Annotated in this window: 24 protein-coding genes; all 24 read left to right on the forward strand. The window is 45.7% G+C overall.

All coding sequences use genetic code 11. The features are described 5' to 3' along the window. Positions 1-118 precede the first annotated feature (118 nt). The 24 genes from ACFSUF_RS24330 to ACFSUF_RS24445 all read left to right on the forward strand — a co-directional run bounded on the left by ACFSUF_RS24330 (position 119) and on the right by ACFSUF_RS24445 (position 23,730). Positions 119-2,608 carry a hypothetical protein gene (locus ACFSUF_RS24330; RefSeq protein WP_377607505.1) on the forward strand — a complete coding sequence of 830 codons (2,490 nt, stop codon included), beginning with the start codon at positions 119-121 and terminating at the stop codon, positions 2,606-2,608. A gap of 9 nt (positions 2,609-2,617) precedes the next feature. Further along, entirely contained in the window at positions 2,618-3,139 is a 522-nt protein-coding gene (locus ACFSUF_RS24335) for a hypothetical protein (RefSeq protein WP_377607507.1), read from the forward strand. 102 nt (positions 3,140-3,241) lie between these two features. After that, positions 3,242-3,529: a small, acid-soluble spore protein, alpha/beta type gene (locus ACFSUF_RS24340; RefSeq protein ID WP_377607509.1), complete on the forward strand. Its 288-nt coding sequence runs from the start codon at positions 3,242-3,244 to the stop codon at positions 3,527-3,529. Positions 3,530-3,689: 160 nt separating this feature from the next. Further along, complete coding sequence (metK, locus tag ACFSUF_RS24345) at positions 3,690-4,895, forward strand: methionine adenosyltransferase (protein ID WP_377607511.1); 1,206 nt, start codon at positions 3,690-3,692, stop codon at positions 4,893-4,895. 222 nt (positions 4,896-5,117) lie between these two features. After that, positions 5,118-7,793 (forward strand): stalk domain-containing protein, encoded by a 2,676-nt coding sequence (locus tag ACFSUF_RS24350; RefSeq protein WP_377607513.1) that lies wholly within the window; start codon positions 5,118-5,120, stop codon positions 7,791-7,793. 31 nt (positions 7,794-7,824) lie between these two features. Beyond that, the gene (locus tag ACFSUF_RS24355; protein ID WP_377607515.1) at positions 7,825-9,000 is read left to right on the forward strand and encodes a sensor histidine kinase; all 1,176 of its coding nucleotides are present in this window, start codon (positions 7,825-7,827) and stop codon (positions 8,998-9,000) included. Positions 9,001-9,004: 4 nt separating this feature from the next. Beyond that, positions 9,005-9,742: a response regulator gene (locus ACFSUF_RS24360; protein WP_377607517.1), complete on the forward strand. Its 738-nt coding sequence runs from the start codon at positions 9,005-9,007 to the stop codon at positions 9,740-9,742. A gap of 139 nt (positions 9,743-9,881) precedes the next feature. Next, on the forward strand, positions 9,882-10,277 hold the full coding sequence (locus ACFSUF_RS24365) for a hypothetical protein (protein ID WP_377607519.1): 396 nt from the start codon (positions 9,882-9,884) through the stop codon (positions 10,275-10,277). Between the two features lie 542 nt (positions 10,278-10,819). After that, positions 10,820-12,292 carry a DEAD/DEAH box helicase gene (locus tag ACFSUF_RS24370; protein WP_377607521.1) on the forward strand — a complete coding sequence of 491 codons (1,473 nt, stop codon included), beginning with the start codon at positions 10,820-10,822 and terminating at the stop codon, positions 12,290-12,292. Beyond that, positions 12,285-13,025 carry a ComF family protein gene (locus ACFSUF_RS24375; RefSeq protein WP_377607523.1) on the forward strand — a complete coding sequence of 247 codons (741 nt, stop codon included), beginning with the start codon at positions 12,285-12,287 and terminating at the stop codon, positions 13,023-13,025. Before ACFSUF_RS24370 ends, ACFSUF_RS24375 begins: the two co-directional genes overlap by 8 nt. Positions 13,026-13,528: 503 nt before the next feature. Beyond that, a complete protein-coding gene (locus ACFSUF_RS24380) occupies positions 13,529-13,930 on the forward strand; it encodes a flagellar protein (RefSeq protein ID WP_377607525.1) in 402 nt (133 codons plus the stop codon). Positions 13,931-14,043: 113 nt separating this feature from the next. Beyond that, entirely contained in the window at positions 14,044-14,310 is a 267-nt protein-coding gene (gene flgM / locus ACFSUF_RS24385) for a flagellar biosynthesis anti-sigma factor FlgM (RefSeq protein WP_377607527.1), read from the forward strand. Between the two features lie 24 nt (positions 14,311-14,334). Further along, positions 14,335-14,835, forward strand: a complete 501-nt coding sequence (locus ACFSUF_RS24390) for a flagellar protein FlgN (protein WP_377607529.1) — start codon at positions 14,335-14,337, stop codon at positions 14,833-14,835. A gap of 33 nt (positions 14,836-14,868) precedes the next feature. Further along, positions 14,869-16,428 (forward strand): flagellar hook-associated protein FlgK, encoded by a 1,560-nt coding sequence (flgK, locus tag ACFSUF_RS24395; protein WP_377607531.1) that lies wholly within the window; start codon positions 14,869-14,871, stop codon positions 16,426-16,428. 20 nt (positions 16,429-16,448) lie between these two features. Further along, positions 16,449-17,345, forward strand: a complete 897-nt coding sequence (gene flgL, locus ACFSUF_RS24400; protein WP_377607532.1) for a flagellar hook-associated protein FlgL — start codon at positions 16,449-16,451, stop codon at positions 17,343-17,345. 11 nt (positions 17,346-17,356) lie between these two features. Continuing rightward, on the forward strand, positions 17,357-17,923 hold the full coding sequence (locus ACFSUF_RS24405; RefSeq protein ID WP_377607533.1) for a DUF6470 family protein: 567 nt from the start codon (positions 17,357-17,359) through the stop codon (positions 17,921-17,923). A 74-nt stretch (positions 17,924-17,997) separates the two neighbouring features. Beyond that, a complete protein-coding gene (fliW, locus tag ACFSUF_RS24410) occupies positions 17,998-18,426 on the forward strand; it encodes a flagellar assembly protein FliW (protein ID WP_377607535.1) in 429 nt (142 codons plus the stop codon). Between the two features lie 11 nt (positions 18,427-18,437). Beyond that, complete coding sequence (gene csrA, locus ACFSUF_RS24415; protein WP_377607537.1) at positions 18,438-18,689, forward strand: carbon storage regulator CsrA; 252 nt, start codon at positions 18,438-18,440, stop codon at positions 18,687-18,689. A gap of 190 nt (positions 18,690-18,879) precedes the next feature. Then, positions 18,880-19,707 carry a flagellin N-terminal helical domain-containing protein gene (locus ACFSUF_RS24420; protein ID WP_377607539.1) on the forward strand — a complete coding sequence of 276 codons (828 nt, stop codon included), beginning with the start codon at positions 18,880-18,882 and terminating at the stop codon, positions 19,705-19,707. 68 nt (positions 19,708-19,775) lie between these two features. After that, a complete protein-coding gene (gene fliB / locus ACFSUF_RS24425; RefSeq protein ID WP_377607541.1) occupies positions 19,776-21,002 on the forward strand; it encodes a flagellin lysine-N-methylase in 1,227 nt (408 codons plus the stop codon). 76 nt (positions 21,003-21,078) lie between these two features. Next, the gene (locus tag ACFSUF_RS24430) at positions 21,079-21,462 is read left to right on the forward strand and encodes a flagellar protein FlaG (RefSeq protein WP_377607543.1); all 384 of its coding nucleotides are present in this window, start codon (positions 21,079-21,081) and stop codon (positions 21,460-21,462) included. A 21-nt stretch (positions 21,463-21,483) separates the two neighbouring features. After that, positions 21,484-22,974: a flagellar filament capping protein FliD gene (fliD, locus tag ACFSUF_RS24435; RefSeq protein WP_377607545.1), complete on the forward strand. Its 1,491-nt coding sequence runs from the start codon at positions 21,484-21,486 to the stop codon at positions 22,972-22,974. A 23-nt stretch (positions 22,975-22,997) separates the two neighbouring features. Next, entirely contained in the window at positions 22,998-23,402 is a 405-nt protein-coding gene (fliS, locus tag ACFSUF_RS24440; RefSeq protein ID WP_377607547.1) for a flagellar export chaperone FliS, read from the forward strand. After that, positions 23,395-23,730, forward strand: a complete 336-nt coding sequence (locus ACFSUF_RS24445; RefSeq protein ID WP_377607548.1) for a hypothetical protein — start codon at positions 23,395-23,397, stop codon at positions 23,728-23,730. The genes fliS and ACFSUF_RS24445 overlap by 8 nt, the downstream gene beginning before the upstream one ends. The last annotated feature ends 24 nt before the right edge of the window (positions 23,731-23,754 follow it).

The raw sequence follows: 23,754 nt of genomic DNA on the forward strand, positions 1-23,754 counted from the left end.
TTTTTATCATGATATTAATAGAAATTCTTCAGATTCCCTCGAAACGAAACTTTTTCCAAGCCAATTGCGTCAAATAGAGTAAGAATTTACGATCATCCGATGAAAGGAACGGCTATATATGAAGAAATGGAAACTAGCCTTACTTACCTGCCAGCTGGTAAGTTTAACAGCACTGTCTGTTCCTGCCCTTGCGGCCACGCCTGCATTATCTACGGCTAAATATGGAGCACAATTTCAGCTTCCCCAGTCCAATTATATTTACTTATCCAAAAATAGCTTTATCCAGCTGAAAGAAATTAACATGATGCCTACCGAAGAAGGAAAGCTGGTCTATTTTAAAGTATCCTTCTACAACGGAGAGCAGAAGCCTATAGATTTCATGGATTATTGGCTGCGTCTTCAAACCAAAACCGGTACGAAGTATGTAACGAAGACGGTAACGGCCCCGAAAAACAACAATGAAATCAATCCAAAAACCAAGCAGGAATACACCTTTTACGCTAAAGTAGATGCTAGTCTGAATATTTCTGACTTGGTTGTGAAGTTTATCAAGTGGGACTTTAGCGCTCCTGGTTACGAGCGTAGTTTAGGCACAGTATCTTTTCCAAAAACTTATAACAATACCACGCCTATCTACATGAAGCGCTCCGTTGCCGCTCCCGGAGTTTCTTTAAACACTTTTATCCGAAAAGCTGTGATTGAAAAAAATGATGAGCAGAAAGCCGTAACTGTATCTTACGATTTAGATAACACGAGTAATAAGGAGCTGGAACTAGCCAACATTAAGCTCTACCTTACAACAGTCAGTGGAACTTTATTTCCACTAGATGTGCCTGCCGATGCGACGAAGCTTAAGGGACGTTCAAAAGTTACACTAGAACTGACCACTTCCATTGATAAAAACGTCAACCTAATTGGATCCAAAATGCTGATTTCCTATATAGAACCGGAATCAAAGCTAGAGCTTCCTCTTGCCTATAACCAGCTGGCCTACACAACGAATGTAATCACAAAAGTACCTGCAGGTGCAACTAGAGTGATTACAATTAATAAAAGCAGTTTTGAAGCAACTATCAAGACTGTACGGAAATATCCTAAGGATACCAACAACAATTATGTTCTTAACTTCTCTTTGAAAAATGTAGGTAAAACGCCTGTAACACTGCCCGCATATCAATTTATGCTTTTGAATCAAAATGGGCTAACCTATCCGTTAACCTCATCCGAAGAGTTAAATACGATTACGATCGCACCCCAAGCGTCTAAAACACTGACTTTATCAGCACTTGTTCCTAATACGGTAAATATGAGTAACTTAGATTTACAACTAAGGGCTCCATTAGTGGAAGGAAAGCCTGCATCTGCGACTCCCCTTGCTGTTTTTAAAGTACCGTCCATGAACGGACTTCCTAGTTCCAATAATCAATATCTCTATAACAGTGCAAAAGGTACTTATCAGCTCAGCATAGGTAATGTAGAACGACTACCATGGGGAGAAAAAGATCAGCTTAACGTGAGTCTTGATGTAACAAATCTTGGGTCATCGAGTTTGCCGCAGCTGCCAGCAAAAGGGTCTATTGAGATTGACGGAATAAAACTGGATGCAGCACAAACTAAAATTATTCAAGTCAATCCTAATGTGAACATATCCAGTGGTGAGACAGCACGGATTGTCTTTTCAACAAAGATACCTTATACGGCATATTTCAAAAACGTATCACTACACTTGGAGGAAGAAGTTGATGGTAAGACATCCCCGCTGGTAGAATTAATTAAACCGATAGACTCCATTGCTCTTCCTGAGATTTCTACTGACAGTATAAAGAAAATAGAAAGCATCGGGCGCAGATCTCAAATCAAAGTTGGGGATGTCCACACTTACGAGGGTGCAACTAAGAATCTAGTATACGTAGAATTGATTATGAAGAATTCCGAGCTTCGAAATGCTGATTTGCCTAAGTTGACAGGATATTTCAAAACATCAGAGAATCTGTATTACACAGCTAATCTAGCAAAAGTAACAACTAAAGTGAATCCAAACGGAGAAGTACTGCTTGGTCTTTGGGGTGAAGTGAATAAGAATTACAAAGTGAATCATCTGAGCGTAGTTTTGGGAGAAGCCATAACAGACACAGCATTTACTCCACAAGATGGAACGCCTGATGGCATCATGAATGGATTCACTCTCAAGCTACCTAGTGAAGATACGTCCGTAAAACAAGATTTATCAAAATTAAATTTGAAACCATATACACTAAATATAAGAAATGTGCTTCCGGTCATTATGGATAAGGACAAAATCAGATTAAACTTTGAGTATGACCTGAACAAAACTACTGATTTTGAACAAGTTACAGATTCTCATAAAATCACGTTAGAAATTGACGACGGGAAGAATAAATTCAGCCAGTCGCTGGATTTGGATAAGGCTGAAAGCGATAAGAGCCTGATTACTGGGAATTCTGTGCAAAAGGCACTAGATTTTGAAGACAGCCGACTGCTTGACATTCAAAACAGAATCATTAATGTCAACATATATGATGAGTTTAACGGTTATAAGAAGAAGATTGGCACTCAAACCTTTAATTTCTATCAAATCAACTACTAAGGAGACAACATGATCAAACCAGCGCAAAAACTTTTCATTAGCACCGCTGCAGTTGCTTTTCTTTTGACAGGATATCAATACGTTTCCAACGCCGACGGAACCACCCAACCCGGATCCTCCAACGATCCGATCGTAACGAAGAGCTACGTGGATCAGCAGGTGGCCGAGCTCGTTAAGAAAGAAATCGCTAAGCTGGACGGGACGAAGCCTACAGTGCCTGATAAGCCTTCAACAGGGGCCGGATCGGCAGCCATGGGTCTCGTGACCGTGAAACCGGGAGAAACCATTGTAGGGGCTGAGGGGACAGAGTTTGTGATCCGCGCCGGGAAAGGGATAGCCTACACTGAAGATGGCGGAGGCCTATCCGACCTCACCGGTGGGAAGGATATTGCCGGCGGTACTGTGCTTGCGGGCAATCATTACATCGTAGCTCCGAGAGCGAAACGCGGGATCACGGCAGATGCCAAAACGAAGGTGAGTTTAGTGGTTCTGGTGCGCGGTGATTATACAATCAAGATGGCTGATAAGTAGAGGCTCGACCATATTTTAACCGGATTAGCAGCTTTTTATACGATTTTGCGGGGGCGCGGGCGAGCATGCTATAGGTACACTACCTAAAGGAGCTGATTACCCATGGCTAAAGGTTCAACGAGCCGCCGCAAGATTGTTCCGGAAAGTCACAAAGCTCTGGATCTAATGAAATACGAAATTGCAGCTGAGATGGGTCTTCCGGTTGGAAAGCAAGCATTGACGGCTGCAGATGTAGAGTTTGCAACTGAACTTGGGGGAATCCCATCCACTAACTCAGTGAAGGAAGATTACTGGGGGTATATCGCCTCCAGGGACACTGGAGCTGTGGGGGGAGAGATCACCAGACGATTGATTCGTAAAGCGGAAAGCACGATTTTGGGGACGCTGTAAATGGGTTGGAATCCCTGTAAAAATATTGACAATCCTCGACAAAATGATTACAATATTTAGACGAAGGCTGTTAACAACCTTTTCCACACGGGAAAGGTTCATTTTTTTGTGTAGGGTCGTATGTAATTCTACATAATATATCTATAGGAGGTCGATAGTTGTGGCATTACAAAGCGGTCGACGTTTATTTACTTCTGAATCCGTAACAGAAGGACATCCGGATAAAATTTGTGACCAAATTTCGGATGCGGTATTGGATGCATTCCTGGCGAATGATCCGCATGCACGGGTAGCCTGTGAGGTTTCCGTAGCAACGGGTCTGGTTCTGGTTATCGGCGAAATCAGCACGAAATCGGAATATGTGGACATCCCATCGATTGTCCGCAACACAGTTAAGGACATCGGTTATACTCGCGCGAAATATGGTTTTGATTCTAATACAATGGCAGTACTGACTTCCTTGAACGAGCAATCGGCAGATATCGCCCAGGGCGTTAATGCTGCCTTGGAAGAGCGCGAAGGCAAAGACATCGAGAAGGAATCCGAAGCGATCGGCGCTGGAGACCAGGGCTTGATGTTCGGTTTTGCAACTAACGAGACTGAAGAACTTATGCCGCTTCCAATCTCCCTGGCGCACAAGCTGTCCAGAAGACTGTCTGAAGTTCGTAAGAACGGAACTTTGGAATACCTTCGTCCGGACGGCAAAACGCAAGTAACCGTTGAATATGACGGAAATAAGCCTGTTCGTGTAGATACGATCGTTATCTCCACACAGCATGCGGAAGAAGCGACTTTGGAGCAAATCCAACGCGACATCAAAGAACACGTTATCAAACCGGTTGTATCAGATAACCTGTTGGACAGCGAAACCAAATACTTCATCAACCCGACAGGCCGTTTCGTTATTGGCGGACCTCAAGGCGATGCAGGCTTAACAGGACGTAAGATCATCGTTGATACGTACGGCGGTTACGCTCGTCACGGCGGCGGCGCATTCTCCGGTAAGGATCCTACAAAAGTAGACCGTTCCGCAGCATACGCAGCCCGTTACGTAGCTAAGAACATCGTAGCTGCCGGCCTGGCTGACAAATGCGAAATCCAGTTAGCTTATGCTATCGGCGTAGCTCAACCGGTTTCGATCTCCGTTGATACTTACGGAACAGGCAAAGTGAGCGAAGAGAAACTGGTTGAAGTGATCCGCAACAACTTTGACCTTCGTCCTGCAGGCATCATCAAGATGCTTGACCTTCGCCGCCCAATCTATGCCCAAACTGCGGCATACGGCCATTTCGGACGTACAGACATCGACCTTCCTTGGGAGCGCGTTGACAAGTCCGACAAATTAAAGCAAGACGCTCTGGCTTAATGTAATGAATGTCGAAAGCCCCCTTACACGGGGGCTTTTTTGCGTTATATCCTCTTTACATAAAGTTGTTTAAGGTATGGAGACGCATCACCTTTAACCGACAAAAGTCGACATGAAACCGTGAACAGAATGAGAATTCTATCAGAATACGTAACTTTTCCGCACAAAATGAGTCTATTATACGAAGGGTATACTAGATTAGCAGCAGGGAGAGAGAAAAGAATGCATTCTGAAAACAGCAAAACTTCTATATCAATAGTTAAGAGAACGGCAGTTGTTACTTTATCGGCATTATTGTTAGCACAACCCATTTCTACCGTATTTAACGTCCTTGACAGCAGGGTAGCGGCCGCAGCGACTTCTACGGAAGCGACTTCCACGGCCCTTGTATCCCAAGAGCCCATAACCTCCGGGGCAACGATGAAGCAGTATAAGTTCAAGTCCATCCGCAGCGGAAAAGCGGCTTACTCTTATCCTAAAGTAATTCAAGTTGATTTGAGCAACCCGTATGTGAAGCTGGACGTCATGTCCGGAACGGGGCAGCAGTTTACGAAGAACACGACCGTATCCAATATGGCTAAAGAAACAGGGGCTGTTGCGGCCGTAAACGGCGATTACTATAATGTTTCAGGGCCGGGCGCACCGATTGGGCCTCAGGTAACATCCGGTGAAATCCTGTCCTCTCCAACCAACCTTGAAGGGATGTATGCTTTAGCAATCACTAAAGGAAACCGCCCTGTCATTGATATGTTCGCTTTTCAGGGCAAAATTTTTGCACAGGACGGCACTACGTTCAAACTATCCGGGGTGAACAAAGCTCCCTATTACTATGGAAATCCGAAAGTACATAGCCACGCTAATGCAATCCATATGTATACCAGCGAATGGGCAAGCATAAACCGTGCGAACGACGGCGGAACCAAACCTGTGGAAGTGCTGGTAGAGAACGAGATCGTAACGCAAATCGCAGATAAAGTGCTGCAGATGACCCCTCCGGAGAACGGATATATTTTGCGTGCAAGCGGGACGGGTGCGGCTTATATAAAAGAACATCTGCAGGTAGGCCAAAAAGTAAGCTCCGTTTATAGCATTCAGAATGCCGACACCAACAACCCGGTTGATATGACCGGCGTAAAAACAATGATCGGCGGGCATACCATTTTGGTAGATTCGGGCAAGCCCTCCCAGTTCTCCAGAGATGTTTCCAGTTTGGGAGGGTACCGTTCCAGGACAGCAGTAGGCTATTCCCAAGACGGGCGTTATGTGTATATCGTAACAGCGGATTTGAAAGGCGAAAGCCAGGGCATGAGTCTTGGAGAGCTGCAAAAGTTTATGGTATCCATCGGCGTTTGGAAAGCAATGAATCTGGATGGAGGCGGATCTACGACTCTGGTATCCCGTCCTTTGGGCGAATTCAATACAGTGCTTGCTAATAAGCCGGAGAACGACTCTCAACGCAGAGTAGTAAACGGTCTGGGCGTATTTACCACAGCTCCGCAGGGCGCAGTGAAAGGCATTGCAGTACAGGGCGAGAAGAATCTGGTTCTGAATGAGAAAGCCGAGTATAAATTAAAAGCTTATGACCAGTACTACAATCCGGTTGACGTTAGCAGCATGCCGGCACAGTGGTCCGCATCGTCTCCGGTAGGCTCTTTTGCGGGAAACACCTTCGTGGCCGTCAAGCCGGGAAAAGCTACTCTGACAGTAACCTCCGGGAACGCCAAAGAAACCCTGGAAGTGAATGTGATCGGACGCAATCAGATCAGCCAGCTTAAGGCGAATATTGCCAATCCTGTTCTTGTGGCGGGAGCATCCTACCAGCTGCCGGTCAGCCTGACTACGACAGAAGGAAACACCCGTACGATACCTGCCGAGTCTGTAAAATGGGAGCTGGTCGGATTCGAAGGCAGAGTGCAGGACGGAACGCTGTACGTGGATCAAGTGAAAGAGAACACTCCGGGCTACGCTATTGCGCGATACGACGGTTACAGCACATTAGTGTCGTTCAAATCGGCTGAGGAGAAGCTGTGGAATGATTTTGAGTCGGGCAATGTGGAAGTTAGCTTTACCGGGGCGCATCCTGAAACAACAGGCACGGCGGCCGTTGTGCCGGGCGTTTCCGCAGATAATGCTACCAACACACTGCAGCTTACTTACGACTACACGCTGGGCACGGGCACCAAAGCAGCATATGCAATTTTAGGCGGAACAGCGGGATATGGAGTGGAAGGCCAGCCGAAGGCTGTCAAACTGGATGTAATGGGCGATAGCAGCCTGAACCTGCTCCGTGCGGAATTTACAGATGCCAAAGGAACTATTCACCGCGTTGATTTGGCGAAAACCGTAAACTGGACTGGCTGGAAAACGATCACGGCGGACCTCGCATCTTACAATATGAGCTATCCTATCAAATTGAAAAAGCTATACATCGCTAACATAGAGCAGGGCCAGGACGAGCGGGCTTCCACCGGCAGCATTTCCATGGATAATATCCGTTTCCAATACGACAGCAAGGGCACGGCGCCGTCTGCAACTACAATGAAATTGAAATTAGGCAGCAAAAAGGTAGACGTGAACGGCACGGCTATGACCATGGACGTTGCTCCTAAAGCAATCGGCGGCGTAACCTATATTCCTATTAAATTCGTAACGGACGCACTGGGAGGCAGAACTACCTATGATCCGGCTACGAAACAGGTATCCATTTTGAGAAACGAACGATTGATGGAACTGTGGTTTAACGACAAAAGCTATGTTCTGAACGGCGTACGGGGAACCGGCACCGCTTCGACTCAGGCCATCGGAGGCCGGACCATGATTCCGCTGCGTCTAGTATCCGAAAAACTTGGGATGAAAGTGCTATGGGAACCGAAGACACAATCCATTACAATCGAATAAATATGGTATGATAGGCAGTAGGTTAAAGTAGATGGGGGTAAATGCCGTGGATCTTCAGGTGAACGCAATCGACAAAGTCATCAAGAATGCCATTGAAGTGATGGAAAGCAGCAAATATCAGATTTTTGAAATCTGCGACGCGGCAAGGCAGGAATTCGGGAATTTGGAGAAAGAACTCGTAGAGATCCTCGAGCAGACTACCCAGACGATTCTTAAAGTAGATCAATTGGAAGTTGACTATAGAAAAGCGAGAGTGCGGCTTACGGAAGTAAGCCGCGACTTTCAGCGTTTCACGGAGAATGACATCAAAGTAGCCTACGAGCTTGCGACCAAAATGCAGCTGGAGCTGACCATTCAGCGGGAGAAAGAAGCACAGTTGAAAAATCGGCGCGACGAGCTGAAGCTCCGAATCCGTAACTTGGAGAGATCGATTGAACGTGCGGAAGTGCTGGGATCCCAAATGAATGTAGTGCTGGAGTACTTGTCCGGGGACCTCAATCAGGTTACCCGTATTTTGGAATCTGCCAAAAATAGACAGCTTCTAGGGCTTAAAATCATACTTGCGCAGGAAGAAGAACGGAAACGTATCGCCCGTGAGATTCATGACGGACCTGCCCAGTCGATGGCCAACATAGTGCTTAGGACGGAAATTGCAGAACGGATGATCGGTAAGCAGGAATTCGATATGGTTCGTGTCGAATTAGGAGACTTGAAATCCCAAGTGCGTACCGGGCTGGAGGAGATCCGCAAAATTATTTTTAACCTGCGGCCTATGGCGCTGGATGACCTTGGTTTAATTCCGACGCTGCGCAAATATGTACAGGATTATGAGGAAAAGACCAAAATCCGTACCCGTTTTGAAATGATCGGCAAGGAAGCAAGACTGCCCTCCGCTATGGAAGTGGCTATCTACAGATTGGTTCAAGAAGCCTTTACCAATGCGTTGAAACACGCTAATGCGTCTTTTATCTCTTTGGAAATTACGTTTCAGTTACATATGGTGAAAATCTCGATTCAGGACAATGGTGTCGGATTTAAGGCGGAGAAGCTGGAACTGCCGACGGCTGCAGGAACCCATTACGGGTTAATCGGTATGCGGGAGCGTGTTGAACTTTTAGAAGGAAGAATGGAGATTTTCTCTGAACCCGGTTCAGGAACCAAAATTACCATGCTCATACCGATCAGCGGTGATAATCGAAAGGAGTAAAGGGATGGACTATAGAACTACTAACACGGATGATAAAGTCAAAATTGTAATTGCAGACGACCATCAGCTTTTCCGGGAAGGATTGAAACGGATCCTGAATATGGAGGACGATCTGGAGGTTATCGGAGAGTGCGGCGACGGGATTCAAGTCATTGAATTCTGCAACCATAACAAACCTGACGTGGTCCTCATGGATATTAACATGCCGGTAGAGAACGGGGTGGCTGCAACTGAGCGTCTCCGTGAGATTTTTCCTGATATCAAAGTGATTATCCTATCCATTCATGATGATGAAAGCTATGTGTTCGAAACGCTTCGCAAAGGGGCGACAGGCTACCTTCTGAAAGATATGGAAGCGGAGGCGCTGATAAACGCGATTCGTTCCGTTGCTATGGGGCATGCCTATATTCATCCGAAGGTCACAGGAAAGCTGATCAATCAGCTTCGCAGAATGACCTATTTGGATCAAAAAGGTGTAGTTTCCGGCAGTGAAGCTCAGCTGAAGGATGACGGCGTGGGCGTGAAATACGTGCCGAACGACAACAGCCCGCTGACCCGCAGGGAAGCGGAAGTGCTTCGTCTCATGGCCGAAGGCAAGAGCAACAAGATGATCGGCGAATACTTGTACATAAGTGAGAAAACAGTTAAGAACCATGTGAGCAGCATTTTGCAGAAGATGGAAGTGGATGATCGTACCCAAGCGGTTATCAACTCGATTAAGAATGGCTGGGTTACGTTGTAGGCTAGCTCCCTTAAGAAAGAGAAAATCTTCTTAACAAGCGTAACATAAGCTTACATTGACTGCTCTAGTGGAGTTTGGAGTTATGCAGGAACCTTGAAAACCCTTTCAGCATATGATGTTGGAAAGGGAGGTGGCCTCCATGATTCTGGGCTTACTCTGGATCATCGGTATTTATGGCTTTTGTGCCGTTTTGGTACACGGTTTCCACCGCTTTTGGAAGCGGCGGGCTGCCAAGGAAAGGCACTACATTATTGTAACGCATAATAATCAACAGCTAATCGAATGGTATATGGGCTCTTTGTTTCTATTCTCCTTTTTGAAGGGGGAAGAAATCAAGGTTACGATAGCAGACGAGGGTTCCACAGATGACACGATTCCCATTGCAGAGAGGCTGGCTGCGGCCAAGAACGGTGCTGTGACGGTTAGTACAGCCGATTCCCAGAACTGGATGGACCAGCCGGACCCGCTGCAGGAACGGATCGTCGTGGAGTTGAACAAAGCTGGAGATGTCGGAAAGCTGCCTTTGGTGTATTGAGTTTTGAGGCAGCATTAAAAGTAGTTTAAGTAGAATAGCGATCGCCGAGTGAAGCACACCGGCTCATGGAGACATGGGTTTGGTGTGTTTTTTGTTGTGTTTCTGAGTAGAAGCGGCTTATTCCTGAGTTGTACACGAGTTCGGGAGTTTTTTCGGAGGGGGAATTCGGAGTGAGAGTCAAACTTTATGGTGTTCAACTGCAGGGTGCCTGGCATACGAAGCTTACAATGGCTGCAGAGGTTGATATGAGATATTGGCGGGAGAAGGGGGTCATGGAGCGGGAGTTGGCGGCTGTCAGGGAGGAGATGCCTTATGGTGAGGCATTGTTTGTTATGGAGGAGATGGATAGGCGGCAGGAGAGGTACCGAGAAATCGAATCTTGGCGGAAATCGGTGGAGTCTTGTGCTGCGGACTTTAATGCGTTGGTAACCAGGCAGGGGAAAACTCGGACTGATGCAAATAAACGTAGACACTATGCGGTCGATTTTCCCCCATTGCCTGCTGAGGGGATAGTGGTAAGGGACAGGGCGGAGGCGGCGGAGATGGGCCGCCTTCTGAGGGGGCGGTCGCTGCTGCCGGAAGAGGCGCTGCAGCTGTGGGCTTCGCGCGGCCTGAGTGTTGAAGGCCGGTGGCGCGGGTTGGCGCAGCTCGCCTATTTGCTGGGCGAGCTGGAGTTTGGGGGCGGCGTGAGCGTCGTGGAACGCCGCCGGGGGTGGCTGCCGGCGCAGCGCGTGCTCGCGTGCAGCCGGTGCGGGTCTGGAGGCGCGCAGCTGTACGGCGCGCCGTGTGCAGCCTGCGGCAGCGGCTGCGTGTACTGCGAGGCCTGCCTCACCATGGGCCGAGCAAAGCTGTGCACGCCGCTGCTGCAGGGCGCGGGGCACCGCGCGCGTGCTGCGGTGCCCGGGGGGTTCGCCGGGGCCGCGGGCGAAGCGCGGCTGGGGCGGTGGGGGTTGAGCCCCGCGCAGACGGAGGCGTCGGCCGCGGGGGTGAGGTTTTTGGCGCGGCGCGGTAGCGGGAAGGAGGCGTTCTTGATCTGGGCCGTCACCGGCGCAGGCAAGACCGAGATGATCTTCCCGCTGATCGATCACGCGCTGGCCGCCGGAGGCAAGGTGTGCGTCGCCACGCCGCGCCGCGACGTGGTGTTGGAGCTGCAGCCGCGGCTAGCGAAGGCGTTCACCGACCGAAAGGTCGTAACGCTTTACGGAGGCAGCGAGGAGCGCTGGGAGGAGGGCGATGTGGTACTGGCCACGACGCACCAGCTGCTTCGGTTCCATGAGGCATTCGATGTGGTTATAGTTGATGAATTGGATGCTTTTCCTTTTCATAATAATCCTATGCTTGAGTATGCTGCGCGCCGGGTCTGCAAGGTGGAAGGGAAATTCATCTTCCTCTCGGCGACACCCCCGCCTCACCTCCAGCAGCTCGTGCGGCGCGGCCGGCTGCCGCACGTGAAAGTGCCGGTGCGCTACCACCGGCATCCGCTTCCCGTACCGAAGCGGATTGTTGCGCGGCCTCTGCGCGCGCTCCTCTCCAAACAACGGCTCCCCGCCCGCCTGACCGCGGCGCTGGAGCAATCCCTCTCCCGCGGAGCGCAGCTGTTCGTCTTCGTGCCAAAAATCCGGCACATCGACGGCACGCTCGCCTTGCTCCGCGGCCAATTCTCCGGCTTCGTGGCCGAAGGCACCTCATCCAAAGACAGCGAACGCGCTGTCAAAGTCCAGCGCTTCCGCAGCGGCGATATCCGCATCTTGGTCACCACGACGATTTTGGAACGGGGTGTCACCGTTCCCAAAACCGACGTGTTCATCCTCGATGCCGATTCCGAGCTGTTCGACGAAGCAGCCCTGGTCCAAATGTCGGGCCGGGCCGGCCGCTCCAAGGACGATCCCGCCGGCCGCGTGTATTACGCGGCCTCCGACATGAATGCCGCCCAGTCGGGCGCCATCCGCCAAATCCGCAGCATGAACCGCATTGCCGCCCGCAAGGGCTATTTACTGGAGGGATCCCATGTTTAGTTCGGAAAGCATCAGCAAGTTGCGTTCATGGTACCGATCCAGTGTAACCGGCTTGCACGGCCTTTTATCCCCCGCCTCCTCAGAATGCGCCTTCTGCCGCAACCGGTCGGCCGCATTAGACAAGCTCCAGCTATGCCCTGCTTGCCGGGAAATCATCCCATGGATACGGGAAGTTTTATGCGACGTTTGCGGCCGCTACGAAAAATGCTATGACTGCGGCCGGCGGACAGACCAGCATTTTGTCATGAACCGGAGCTGTGTCGTATATGATCCTGCTATGAAAGACTTGCTTGCTTTATATAAGTATCGCGGCCAGGAGCGGTTACAAATGCTTTTTATCGGCATGCTTTGTGAATTGTACATCAAATCCAACCTAAAAGCAGAAGTTTTGACCTACACCCCCTTAAGCTCGGTCCGGTTAGCGGAGCGCGGCTTTAACCAGGCCGAGCAGCTGGCTAGAGGCATCGGTTCATCTCTTGGCATCCCGGTGGTTTCCCTGCTGTCCCGCCCGCGTCACACGGAGAAACAAAGCTTCAAAACCCGTAAAGAGCGCCTGCAGACGATGGAAGGGGTATTTCATTTTGAGCCGGAACCGGGTTTTGTGGCTAGGCCGGGCTTGAAGATCGCAATTATCGATGATGTATATACGACTGGAAGTACTCTAAATCAATGCGCCAAAGTTCTGAAGGAGAGCACTGCTGCGGAAGTGTACGGGTTGTCTTGGGCAAGGTAGCGATTTCGGATATGAACTCCAAATTTGGCCAAATGACCAATAGACTAGACAAAATGGACTCTAGACTAGACCAGATGGATACTAGACTGGACAAAATGGGACAATAGGTTCGATCAAATGGAGTTTAGTTTAAATCAGATGAACTTTTACGTCCAGCAGATGGACTCTAAACTGACTGAAATGAAGCATGATATTCATGGATTGGATACTAAATTTGATGGCTTACCACATAGAAAATATGGAATCTGACAATAGGCTTCTTGAAGCGATAAAGACTGTCAACGACCGTCTGGATTTTCAACGGGAGAAGCTGTCCAAAACTGAAGAAGAGTTGTATCTTCTTATGCAAAATCAATAAAATCATAGAGCAGTCCCGCATTTGCACCATAACAGTCCGCCGCCTGTCCAGCCAGGGCGGGCTTTTTTTTGCTAAAAAATCAGTGAAATAATGCCGATGATAAAGTACAATCAAGTGGTAAGCTTGTCTGAACGGAGGATTTGCAATGAGTTTGAATGTAGCCAATTGCCCGAAATGCGGTAAAATTTATACTCGAAACATTAGAGAAGTCTGTAATAATTGTTACAAAGAAGTTGAGTTGATGTATGAGAAATGTCTGAAATACCTGCGCGAATACCGCAAATGCACCCTGCAGGAGCTTAGTGATGCTACCGAGGTATCAACTGGCCAGATTATAAAGTTCATCCGTGAAGGCCGGATATCTGTTGTGCTTGCACCTAATTTAGCTTTTCCGTGCGAAATGTGCGGGGATAATATTCAAGTCGGCACCATCTGTGAAAACTGCCGCAAAAAGCTGGCAAAGGAGCTTAATTCGGCTGCTCCATCCACCGAAAGTCGCAATATTTTAAACCAAAAGGCTGGCTTCACCTACAAACGGGACCATTAATCCATAATTAGGAGATTGAAGATAGTCCTTTGGGGTATAAAATTTTATACATACAGAACCGATAATACTAGTAATGATTATCGGTTATTTTTATTTTAGAGAGGTGAACCCGTATGAAAATTAATGAAACTCAGCGTTTAGGCGCAATTAACAACTATAGACGTAACAACGAGCAGCGTCCGGAACAGATGAACAAGAAACAGAAGAAGGACGAGATACAAATCTCGGCAGAGGCCAAAGAATTGCTGACACAGCAGACACAAGGCAACGATGCGGCAAGAGAGGCTAAGCTGCAGGAGCTGAAACAAAGCGTTTCCGCTGGAACTTACCGTGTAGATGCAGGGAAATTGGCTGAGCGGATCCTTCCGTTTCTCAAATAATTAAGAATAGACAGGTGAACTGGTATGTCCATGCAGGGAATAACCGAAGCGATGGAAGCCTTGAATGCTCTCTACATGGAGATGCTGGAACTGGGCGGACAGAAGAGACAACTCATTGTGCATAATGACGTGGACGGATTAACGAAAGTGATGAGCGCCGAGAATAGGCTGATGAAGCGGTCAGCGGAGTTGGAGAAGCAGCGGCTCGACGCTGTCGGCGGCTATCTGCAGGAGAAGAAGTTGCGCCTGCCGGCCTCTATTACGATGATGGAATTGACTCGGGTTGTGTTTAATTTGGAGGAGAAGGAACGCTTACATCGACTGCATGCCGAATTAAGCGAAACTATCGGCAACCTTAAGGAAGTCAATGAATCTAACCAGCACCTGATCAAGCAGTCCCTGGATTTTATTGAGCTATCCATCGACTTGTTAACCGGCGCCCCGGTTGACCAAATGACCTATACGAAACCAAATCAAACGACGATTGAAGGCGGCAGATACAGCTATTTTGACCATAAGGCATAACGCTGCCGTTGAATAGACCATCAGGAGGGTGTCATGAGATCAACATTCCATTTACTCGAGACCAGTAAGAGGAGCTTGTTTGCTCATCAAGCGTCATTGAGTACAACCGGGCATAACATAGCTAACGCGAACACCGCAGGATATTCACGGCAAATTGCCAACCTTGTGAACAGCAGACCCATTGAGGCGCCAGGCATGCAGCACTCGACTGCTCCCGGTCAAATTGGAACGGGTGTGGAAGTGAGCTACATCCGTAGAGTACGCGAAAGCTTTTTGGACGACCAGTTCCGAAATGAGAACAAATCGTTAGGGGAGTGGGGTATTCAAAGCGATACGCTTCAGAAACTGGAAGCGATCATGAATGAACCAACGGACAGCGGTATTCGGACCCTCATGGATAACTTCTGGAAGTCCTGGTCCGACCTGAGCAAGAACCCGGAAAGCAAATCCGGAAGAGTCATTGTGAAAGAAAATGCGATTGCATTAGCCGATGCTTTTAATGCAACGCATAAGCAGCTTTCCGATCTGCAGAATGATTTGTCCGACAATATTCAAATTAAAGCGGATCAAGTTAATTCAATTACCTCATCTATTGCCAACCTTAATCTTCAAATACGTAAAGTTGAGGCATTGGGAGACGATGCTAACGATCTAAGAGACCAACGGGACAACCTTACGGATGAATTATCCAAGATTGTGAATATTCGCTCCCGAGAAGTGGTACCGGACGGTTATCTGATTGAAATGGGCGGTACCACGCTGGTGGATCGAGACACTTCCCAACAAGTAACGCAGGAATCGCTCGAAGAAGCTTATGTGGCCGGCGACCTTAACAGCGGTGAAGTAACCGGAATGATTGTATCCAGAGACCGGATTGTAAATGCCTACATCCAAGAGTTAAACTCACTAGCGGATACGATCGCTAATGGAAAGATTGAGGTAACGCTTCCTGCAGGTTCCGTTGTGCCGGAAGGTACAGTGATTAACGGTACGGTTTATACCGGAGCCGGAAGGACACTGACTGCCGATACAACGGTCATAGTAGAGGGCATTAACGGACTGCATAAGTTGGGGTACGCTTCCACCAATCCGTTGGAACCTGGCAGCGATTTCTTTACGTTTACTAAAGGTGGAAACGGCGCTGCCGCAAATATCGGGTTGAACGCTTACCTTATATCGAATCCAGAGAAAATAGTGGCCTCTATGCGAACCGTAACGGGTCCGGGCGGTGAAACAGTAGTTAACGGTAATAACACGATTGCCCTTATTATGACGAAACTCAAAGATACGAAGTTTACGTTCAACAGCGGAGGGGGGGCTCCTGTTCAGGGGACTGTTGATGATTTCTTCCGCTCTGTAGTCGGTAAGCTGGGTGTAGAAACGAAAGAGGCTAACCGTCAGGTAGATAACCAGACAGCTATTCTAGAACAGGTAGATTCCCGCAAACAATCTGTAAGCGGCGTATCTCTGGATGAAGAGATGTCCAACATGGTCAAGTTTCAACATGCTTACAGCGCTGCTGCCCGCGTGATGACTACTTTCGATGAAATGCTGGACAAGGTAATTAACGGTATGGGAGTCGTAGGCAGATAACATTATTGAGGTGAGATAACGTGTCAATCCGAATTACGCAAAACATGATCAGCTCACAGCTGACAAGAAATCTAAATCATAATATGCGCAAAACAGAACTTTATCAACAACAGCTGTCAACTGGACGAGTGATCAACAAGCCATCAGACGATCCGGTAGGCGTTCTGTATTCTCTTCGCTACCGCAGCAATATAAACGCTAACGAAGAGTATAAGAACAACCTGGATCATACCAAGTCATGGCTTGATTTTACTGATGCGATGACGGACCAGACTACGGATATATTTCATAGGCTTAAGGAATTATTAACGCAAGCTGCCAACGGTACGAATCCTCAGTCAGCCTTGGATGCTATTCGAAGCGAAGTTTCCGAACTCCGGGGCCAACTGGTAAGTATAGGTAACAGTAAATTAAGAGATAACTATGTGTTCAACGGCCAGTTGACGGACATCGAGCCTTATTCAGCGGCTAATCCGGCAGTGGTTACTACAGACTCTGCTGAGATATCCTATGATTTGGGGTTAGGCATTAGCATTCCGGTAAACATTACCGGTAATGATGTATTTGGCGGGGCCAATGCGGCCGATAATATTTTTACTATTGCCGATAATATGATCACTTATCTAGGCACAGCCAACCGCGCCGGTCTAACCGGTTTGATCCCATCCTTGGACCAGCGCCTTGAGAAGATGCTCAATGTTCGTTCAGAGGTCGGCGCGAAGGTAAATAGGCTAGATTTTTTAAGTAGCCGCTTGGAGGATTTAGGGGGGAATCTAGAAAACCTAAAGTCCAAGGTCGAAGATGCAGACATGGCGGAAACGATTATGAAGCAAAAGATGAATGAAAGCGTCTATCAAGCTTCCCTTTCCACCGGAGCTAAAATCATTATGCCAACTCTAGTAGATTTCCTGCGCTAGGGGTTGATTAGGTGCAGCTGCCTATTATTCAAATGAAACAGCAGTTCGGGCGTATTGGAATGGAGTCCGAGCGGGCTTTTGTGGAAATGAAGCAGCCTAGGGCAGTCCAAGACTTCAATATTCAGCCTTCCGAAGTGGAGATAGAGTCCCCTCGAGGAGAGTTGGAGATTGACCAGTCCAAAGCTTGGGAAGCCCTGACTGGCGGTGTTGTAGAAATTTTTAATAATCGAATTTATAGCAATAATAAACAACTAGCCTTGCAAGGTATCGCCCATATTGTAGAGAAGGGCAATCGGATGGCTGCTATTCACCACAAGAATAATGTGATCGCCGATATGGGCTTTGAAACTTATTTCGAAGACTACAATATGAATGTCTTTGGTGATGTTTCCTTTAATAACGTTGATTTTCAATATACCGTGCACAAGCCTGTGATGAATTACATACCTGGTGAGGTCAGCACTGAAACCATTGCTAACAAGCCTGAGTTCATTTATCATCCGGGAAAATTGAGCATATATATGCTTCAGTATCCTGAATTGGAGATTACACCGCCTCAAATAAATATTTATAAATAAGCTATAATGGCTATAGAGCATTTCTATAGCCATTTTTGCATTCCAAATCCATTTAGAGAGGATGACACTCTACGATGAAACTAGAAACCAAATATCTCGGAGAAGTCGAGGTTCAGGAGCAAGATATTATCACATTCAACGAAGGGATCCCAGGCTTTAAAGAGTATCGTCAATATGTAATTCTTCAGGTTGATGAATCTGTCTCTATCTATTATTTGCAGAGTGTGGATACTAGCGAATTGTCGTTTGTAATAACAAATCCGTTTGTATTTTATCCTGAATATGAGTTGGAAATTCCTCAGGATGTACTAGAACAGCTTAGAATTGAGAAAACCGAAGAGGTTGCTATCTATACCATTTTAACTATAAAGGAGACATTGAAGACGGCTACGGTAAACTTACTGGCTCCTCTTATTATCAATCTTTCAAATAGACAGGCTAAACAGGTCGTTCTGATTAATACAGAGTATGAAACAAAGCACTCTTTAATTGGTAGCGCATAAGGGGGGATATCATGCTAGTATTAAGCAGGAAAAATGGGGAGTCCATTATGCTTGGGGACGAGATAGAGGTAACCGTACTAGGGGTAGAGGGAGATGCAGTAAAACTCGGAATTAAGGCTCCCAAAAATGTGGGTATCCTCCGTAAAGAACTGTTCGAAACTATATTATTGGAGAATAAGGAAGCAATTGGCAACCAAATTAATATCAATAATTTGAAAGTATTAATAAATTTCGAAAAACAGCGAAATGATGAGGAATTATAAAGAGAAATAGAGATAATGTAAGATTCTTAGGAGAAATCGGAAAAAATATGCTATATAAGCCTCTAAACTATCAGTCTACATATTGCGATAAATATAGTATAGCTGATAATTGGGGCGGCCGACCTTATTATCAAGCAACAATTTTCCACAAGGATGTGGAATTAACTTACCTTCAGGGAGGAAGAAAACAATGAGAATTAACCACAATATTTCCGCAATGAACACACACCGTCAATTGACGAACAACAACATCGGTGCAGGCAAATCCATGGAGAAATTATCATCCGGTTTCCGTATCAACCGTGCAGCAGACGATGCAGCTGGTCTGTCCATCTCCGAGAAAATGAGAGGCCAAATCCGTGGTATGGATCAAGCTTCCCGTAACTCTCAAGATGGTATTTCCCTGATTCAAACAGCCGAGGGCGCACTTGCATCTGTTAGCGACATGCTTGTTCGTGTTAGAGAGCTAGCAACTCAAGCGGCTAACGGAACTTATGATGCAGCAGCTGATTTAACTCGTGTTCAAGAAGAATTAACTGAAATCTCCAAACAAATCACGAACGTTAAAGATAACACTAAATTTAATGGCATCAGCTTGCTGGATAACACTGCAGCAGGTAACAAAATCACTCTTCAAATCGGTCAAGAGGCTGCTCAAATCCTTGACTTGAATACAACTAAATTCAACTTAACTGCTGTTGATACTGCAGTAGCTGCTTACAATCTTGGTAATCAGGCAGGCGCAAATGCAGCTCTAGGTACTATCGAAACTCAAATTAACGCAGTAAGTGCCGCTCGTTCTTACTTGGGAGCTAACCAAAACCGTCTTGAGAGCACAATCAACAACTTGGACACAACTGGCGAGAACCTTCAAGCCGCTGAGTCCCGTATCCGTGATGTAGATATGGCGAAAGAAATGATGACTTTCACGAAACAAAATATTCTTACACAAGCAGCTCAGTCGATGTTGGCGCAAGCCAACCAACAGCCTCAAGGCGTATTGCAATTGCTTCGTTAATTTGTGTTCAACTTACAAGACTCGGGATTTTCCCGGGTCTTTCTTAATTCATCAGGGGGTACTGGGTTATGAAGAAACGCTTACAGATTCTTACAGCTGATTATATTTCACAATTTGCATGCATTGGCTCCGAATGTGAGGACACTTGTTGTCAAGGTTGGAAAGTGGACATAGATCGCCAAACGTATAAGAAGTATATGAAACTAAGAGATCCGGAACTAAAGGAAACGATGGGTAAGTCCATTAAACGTAATAAGAACGGGGCGGGAGATACTAATTATGCTTATATTCAAATGGATTCAAATGGAAGTTGTCCGTTGCTTACGAAACAAGGGCTTTGCGGAATCCAGCTAAAGCATGGTGAAGAGTATTTATCAAAGGTTTGCTCCGTGTACCCTAAGTTAAATCATGTAATAGACGGAAGGGTTGAAAGATCTGGTGTCGTATCGTGTCCCGAAGTGGCGAGAAAGGCCCTGCTAAACCCCAATCCGATGGAATTTAATGTTGTCGAAGAAGAAGTGCATGAACATCATAGACCCGCTATTGCTCTCACTCTAAATAGTGGAGACGATGAAAAATCGTTTTTTTGGGACTTAAGAGTGTTTTCAATTCAGCTGCTACAAAATAGAAATTATACGATAGAAGACCGACTCATTATATTAGGGATGTTCTATATGGAATGTTCTGAGGCGATAGCTGAAAAAAATGATGATCATATAGCCCAATTGATCGGCGATTATTCGCATGCAGTGGATACGGGGGCATTAAATGGAACTTTACGAGAGGTTCCCTCTGTTGTCGGTGTTCAAATTGAATTGTTAAAGCTATTGACGGATATTGTTCTGCAGAAAAAAAATAAACGGTATGAAGAATGCTTTAATGAATTTTTAATGGGACTAGGTTTTAAGAGGAATGAAAGTTTGTCTAGTATTACCGCAAATTATAAAAAAGCATATAAGGACTATTATGCTGAATATTTTAATAGTCGTGAATATATATATGAAAACTATTTGGTCAACTATGTGTTCAGTAAGTTGTTTCCTTTTAGTACAAAGGGAAGTGTATTTGACAGCTACTTAATGCTGGTGTTGCATTATGCCTTGATTAAAATGCAACTAATTGGTATTGCCGCATTCAATAAACAACTAAATGATGAAATTGTGATTAAATTAATTCAATCTTTTTCGAGAAATTTTGAACACAGCGAGGGTGTTCTAAGAGGTATATTGAAGATTTTAAAAGAAACCGGCTATACCCAAATGTCGCATCTAATGATTCTAATTAAAAATGATTAAAATCTATAAAAGTATCTAATTTATCTCATATATCTGCCGATATTGTAATTAAAGGATAATGACTGGAGGTCGTTTAATGTCTAATCATGTATCATTAGGAGGATGGACTACACCACAGATAAACATAATGAATTCAATTGTTAGTGACGGTTCTCATAAAACGCCGAATTTGCCTGAAATCCATAATGAAAGAGAATTAAAAGTCGCTGAATTGCAAGGTCGAAGCGTAACAATAGGCGAAGAGAAGTTTATTGAGGCTGTAGACAGAGCTATGAAAGTTTTGCAAGGTCCATATGTGAAGGCGGAATATTCCATTCATGAAAAAACCAAGGATATTATGGTCAAAATTGTAAATCGTGACACTGGTGAAGTTATCCGTGAGCTACCGCCGGAAAAGACGCTTGATCGTTTAGTCTACTTGCTTGAAGCTGCGGGCGTTATTGTTGATGAAAAATTGTAATGAATTTTAAGGAGGTAGAAGATGAGAATTACGGGAATGTCCTCGGGACTTGATATCGACACGATTGTTAAGCAACTCATGAAGGGGCATCAGATGCCCATTGATCGTCTTTCCCAGAAAAAACAAGTCATGGAATGGCAGAGAGACGACTACAGACAGTTAAACTCCAAGATCGTTGATTTTCGGAATAATAAGTTATTTAACTATAGCCTAAGTAGTAGCCTCTCGGCTACAAAGACCACTTTATCCGGGGACACCAATGCCTTTACGGCGAAGTCTCTAACTAACGCGGTTGAAGGTTCATTAACCGTTAAGGTGAATGATTTGGCAAAAGCCGCTTCTGTAACCAGCACTGCAGGTATAGCTCCTAATGCTTCAACTCAAGTAACGCTGGCCACATTAATAGCCGACGGCAAACTAGCCGATTTCTCGGATTCAACGATAACCATCAATGGTTCTGCGATTGCTGTAGATAAGAATACAGATACGATCTCTAGCCTAATCTCAAAAATAAACAAAGACACAGGCGCGAAGGCTAACGCATTCTTCGACCAGACCACAGGTAAACTATCTATTACCTCAAAGGAAACCGGTAATATTAACGGAACCGGTAATATTGCTCTGGCAGGCGATTTATTAACAGGGGCGTTCAATATGAACACCTTTAGTGCAGGTGCCGATGCTCAGGTAGAAATAAATGGAGTAGCAACTACAAGATCCTCCAATACATTTACTGTAAACGGCGTCGAGATTACTCTTAAGGCTAAGACGGTTGGGGATCCAACAGTTATTACCGTTTCCAAAGATACTGATAAATTTGTAGATACAATCAAATCTTTCATAAAAGATTATAACGAACTTATAGACACGATGAATAACAAAATTAAAGAAGAACGGTATAAAGATTACTTGCCGCTCACAGCGGATCAAAAATCGGAAATGAAAGAAAATGAGATTAAGTTGTGGGAAGAAAAAGCTAAAAGCGGCTTGCTTCGTAACGAAAGCTTGGTCCAAAAAGGCATTACCGATTTGAGAACTGATGTTACCAAGCCTGTGAAAATCGGCGCCGACGATGTAACGCTGGGTGAATTAGGGCTTGTAACCGGAAAGTATTACGAAGGAGGGAAGCTAACGTTAAAGGATGAAGCGAAATTAAGACAGATGATTGAGACCGATCCTGATAAGGTAATGTCCTTCTTTACGGGAAAAGGGGCAACTCATGACGAAACAGGTTTGTTTGAAAGAATGAAAGATAATCTTCAGGAAACTCTTAACGCGTTCGCTTCCAAGGTCGGCACATCGGCATACTCTTCTTCAACAACACAGCCGTATAATACGGAAAGCATGATGGGCAGGGAAATAAAAAAACTATTAACTCAAATTTCGGAGAAAAGCAGCAAGCTAACAACGTTAGAGAACAACTATTATAAAAAATTTAACGCTATGGAACAAGCTATGAATAAATACCAAGCTCAGTCGGCATCCTTAATGAATTCCTTTGGTGGTCAATAGAGCTTAAAAAGAGGGAGGCTCTTATGCTACAACATCAAAAAATTACAAACAAGTATTTGGAGAATGCCGCTTTAACAGCGACTCCTGCTCAGCTGCTGATAATGTTATATGATGGAGCGATTCGCTTTTGCAGGTCTGGACTTGAGGCGATTGAAAACAATGATTATGAGCAGACGAATATTAATTTGTGCAAGGCTCAAGCTATCATCAATGAATTTATTTCTTCTTTGGATTCTAGTCATGGAGTGTCGGACGGGTTGCACAAGCTGTACGAGTATATGAATTATTTGCTCATCCAAGGAAATATAAAAAAGGTTAAGTCCCCAATTGAAGAAGTGCTGGGCTATCTGATAGAGCTAAAAGAAACGTGGATTGAAGCAAGCAAATTGATTATCTCCGGCAAGTCTCAGGCGATGACTCATGCCTAAATCATTGTCAGAATTAGAGGAGCATACCCAGCAATGGATTGGACAGATTGAATTGCTGTCTGTTGAAGAGATGGTTCAGTATGTTGACAAACGGGAAGAACTGATTCAACAGATACTAAATTCAGACCAGATTGAGATTAATGCAGAGCACTTTAGGGATAGAATTGTAAATCTGCTCCTAAACGATCATGTTATCTTGAACAAAATGCAGCAGCTTAAAGAAGAATCGCTTCATAATTTCAACATGGCCGCAATGGCTCGAAAACAAAAAAATAGATATGAAGAGAATTTTATTTCAGATAGTATCTTTTTCGACCAAAAAAAATAGATTAATAATATTCTATAATTATCC

This window comes from Paenibacillus gansuensis, from assembly GCF_042684925.1.
GTDB classification, from domain to species: domain Bacteria; phylum Bacillota; class Bacilli; order Paenibacillales; family DY6; genus Paenibacillus_N; species Paenibacillus_N gansuensis.

What these genes read in the sequence shown, in the direction of transcription:
- ACFSUF_RS24330 (WP_377607505.1), top strand. Translation starts at nt 119, where the DNA reads ATGAAGAAATGGAAACTAGCCTTACTTACCTGCCAGCTGGTAAGTTTA.
- ACFSUF_RS24335 (WP_377607507.1), top strand. Translation starts at nt 2,618, where the DNA reads ATGATCAAACCAGCGCAAAAACTTTTCATTAGCACCGCTGCAGTTGCT.
- ACFSUF_RS24340 (WP_377607509.1), top strand. Translation starts at nt 3,242, where the DNA reads ATGGCTAAAGGTTCAACGAGCCGCCGCAAGATTGTTCCGGAAAGTCAC.
- ACFSUF_RS24350 (WP_377607513.1), top strand. Translation starts at nt 5,118, where the DNA reads ATGCATTCTGAAAACAGCAAAACTTCTATATCAATAGTTAAGAGAACG.
- ACFSUF_RS24355 (WP_377607515.1), top strand. Translation starts at nt 7,825, where the DNA reads ATGGGGGTAAATGCCGTGGATCTTCAGGTGAACGCAATCGACAAAGTC.
- ACFSUF_RS24360 (WP_377607517.1), top strand. Translation starts at nt 9,005, where the DNA reads ATGGACTATAGAACTACTAACACGGATGATAAAGTCAAAATTGTAATT.
- ACFSUF_RS24365 (WP_377607519.1), top strand. Translation starts at nt 9,882, where the DNA reads ATGATTCTGGGCTTACTCTGGATCATCGGTATTTATGGCTTTTGTGCC.
- ACFSUF_RS24370 (WP_377607521.1), top strand. Translation starts at nt 10,820, where the DNA reads ATGGGCCGCCTTCTGAGGGGGCGGTCGCTGCTGCCGGAAGAGGCGCTG.
- ACFSUF_RS24375 (WP_377607523.1), top strand. Translation starts at nt 12,285, where the DNA reads ATGTTTAGTTCGGAAAGCATCAGCAAGTTGCGTTCATGGTACCGATCC.
- ACFSUF_RS24380 (WP_377607525.1), top strand. Translation starts at nt 13,529, where the DNA reads ATGAGTTTGAATGTAGCCAATTGCCCGAAATGCGGTAAAATTTATACT.
- flgM (WP_377607527.1), top strand. Translation starts at nt 14,044, where the DNA reads ATGAAAATTAATGAAACTCAGCGTTTAGGCGCAATTAACAACTATAGA.
- ACFSUF_RS24390 (WP_377607529.1), top strand. Translation starts at nt 14,335, where the DNA reads ATGTCCATGCAGGGAATAACCGAAGCGATGGAAGCCTTGAATGCTCTC.
- flgK (WP_377607531.1), top strand. Translation starts at nt 14,869, where the DNA reads ATGAGATCAACATTCCATTTACTCGAGACCAGTAAGAGGAGCTTGTTT.
- fliW (WP_377607535.1), top strand. Translation starts at nt 17,998, where the DNA reads ATGAAACTAGAAACCAAATATCTCGGAGAAGTCGAGGTTCAGGAGCAA.
- csrA (WP_377607537.1), top strand. Translation starts at nt 18,438, where the DNA reads ATGCTAGTATTAAGCAGGAAAAATGGGGAGTCCATTATGCTTGGGGAC.
- ACFSUF_RS24420 (WP_377607539.1), top strand. Translation starts at nt 18,880, where the DNA reads ATGAGAATTAACCACAATATTTCCGCAATGAACACACACCGTCAATTG.
- fliB (WP_377607541.1), top strand. Translation starts at nt 19,776, where the DNA reads ATGAAGAAACGCTTACAGATTCTTACAGCTGATTATATTTCACAATTT.
- ACFSUF_RS24430 (WP_377607543.1), top strand. Translation starts at nt 21,079, where the DNA reads ATGTCTAATCATGTATCATTAGGAGGATGGACTACACCACAGATAAAC.
- fliD (WP_377607545.1), top strand. Translation starts at nt 21,484, where the DNA reads ATGAGAATTACGGGAATGTCCTCGGGACTTGATATCGACACGATTGTT.
- fliS (WP_377607547.1), top strand. Translation starts at nt 22,998, where the DNA reads ATGCTACAACATCAAAAAATTACAAACAAGTATTTGGAGAATGCCGCT.
- ACFSUF_RS24445 (WP_377607548.1), top strand. Translation starts at nt 23,395, where the DNA reads ATGCCTAAATCATTGTCAGAATTAGAGGAGCATACCCAGCAATGGATT.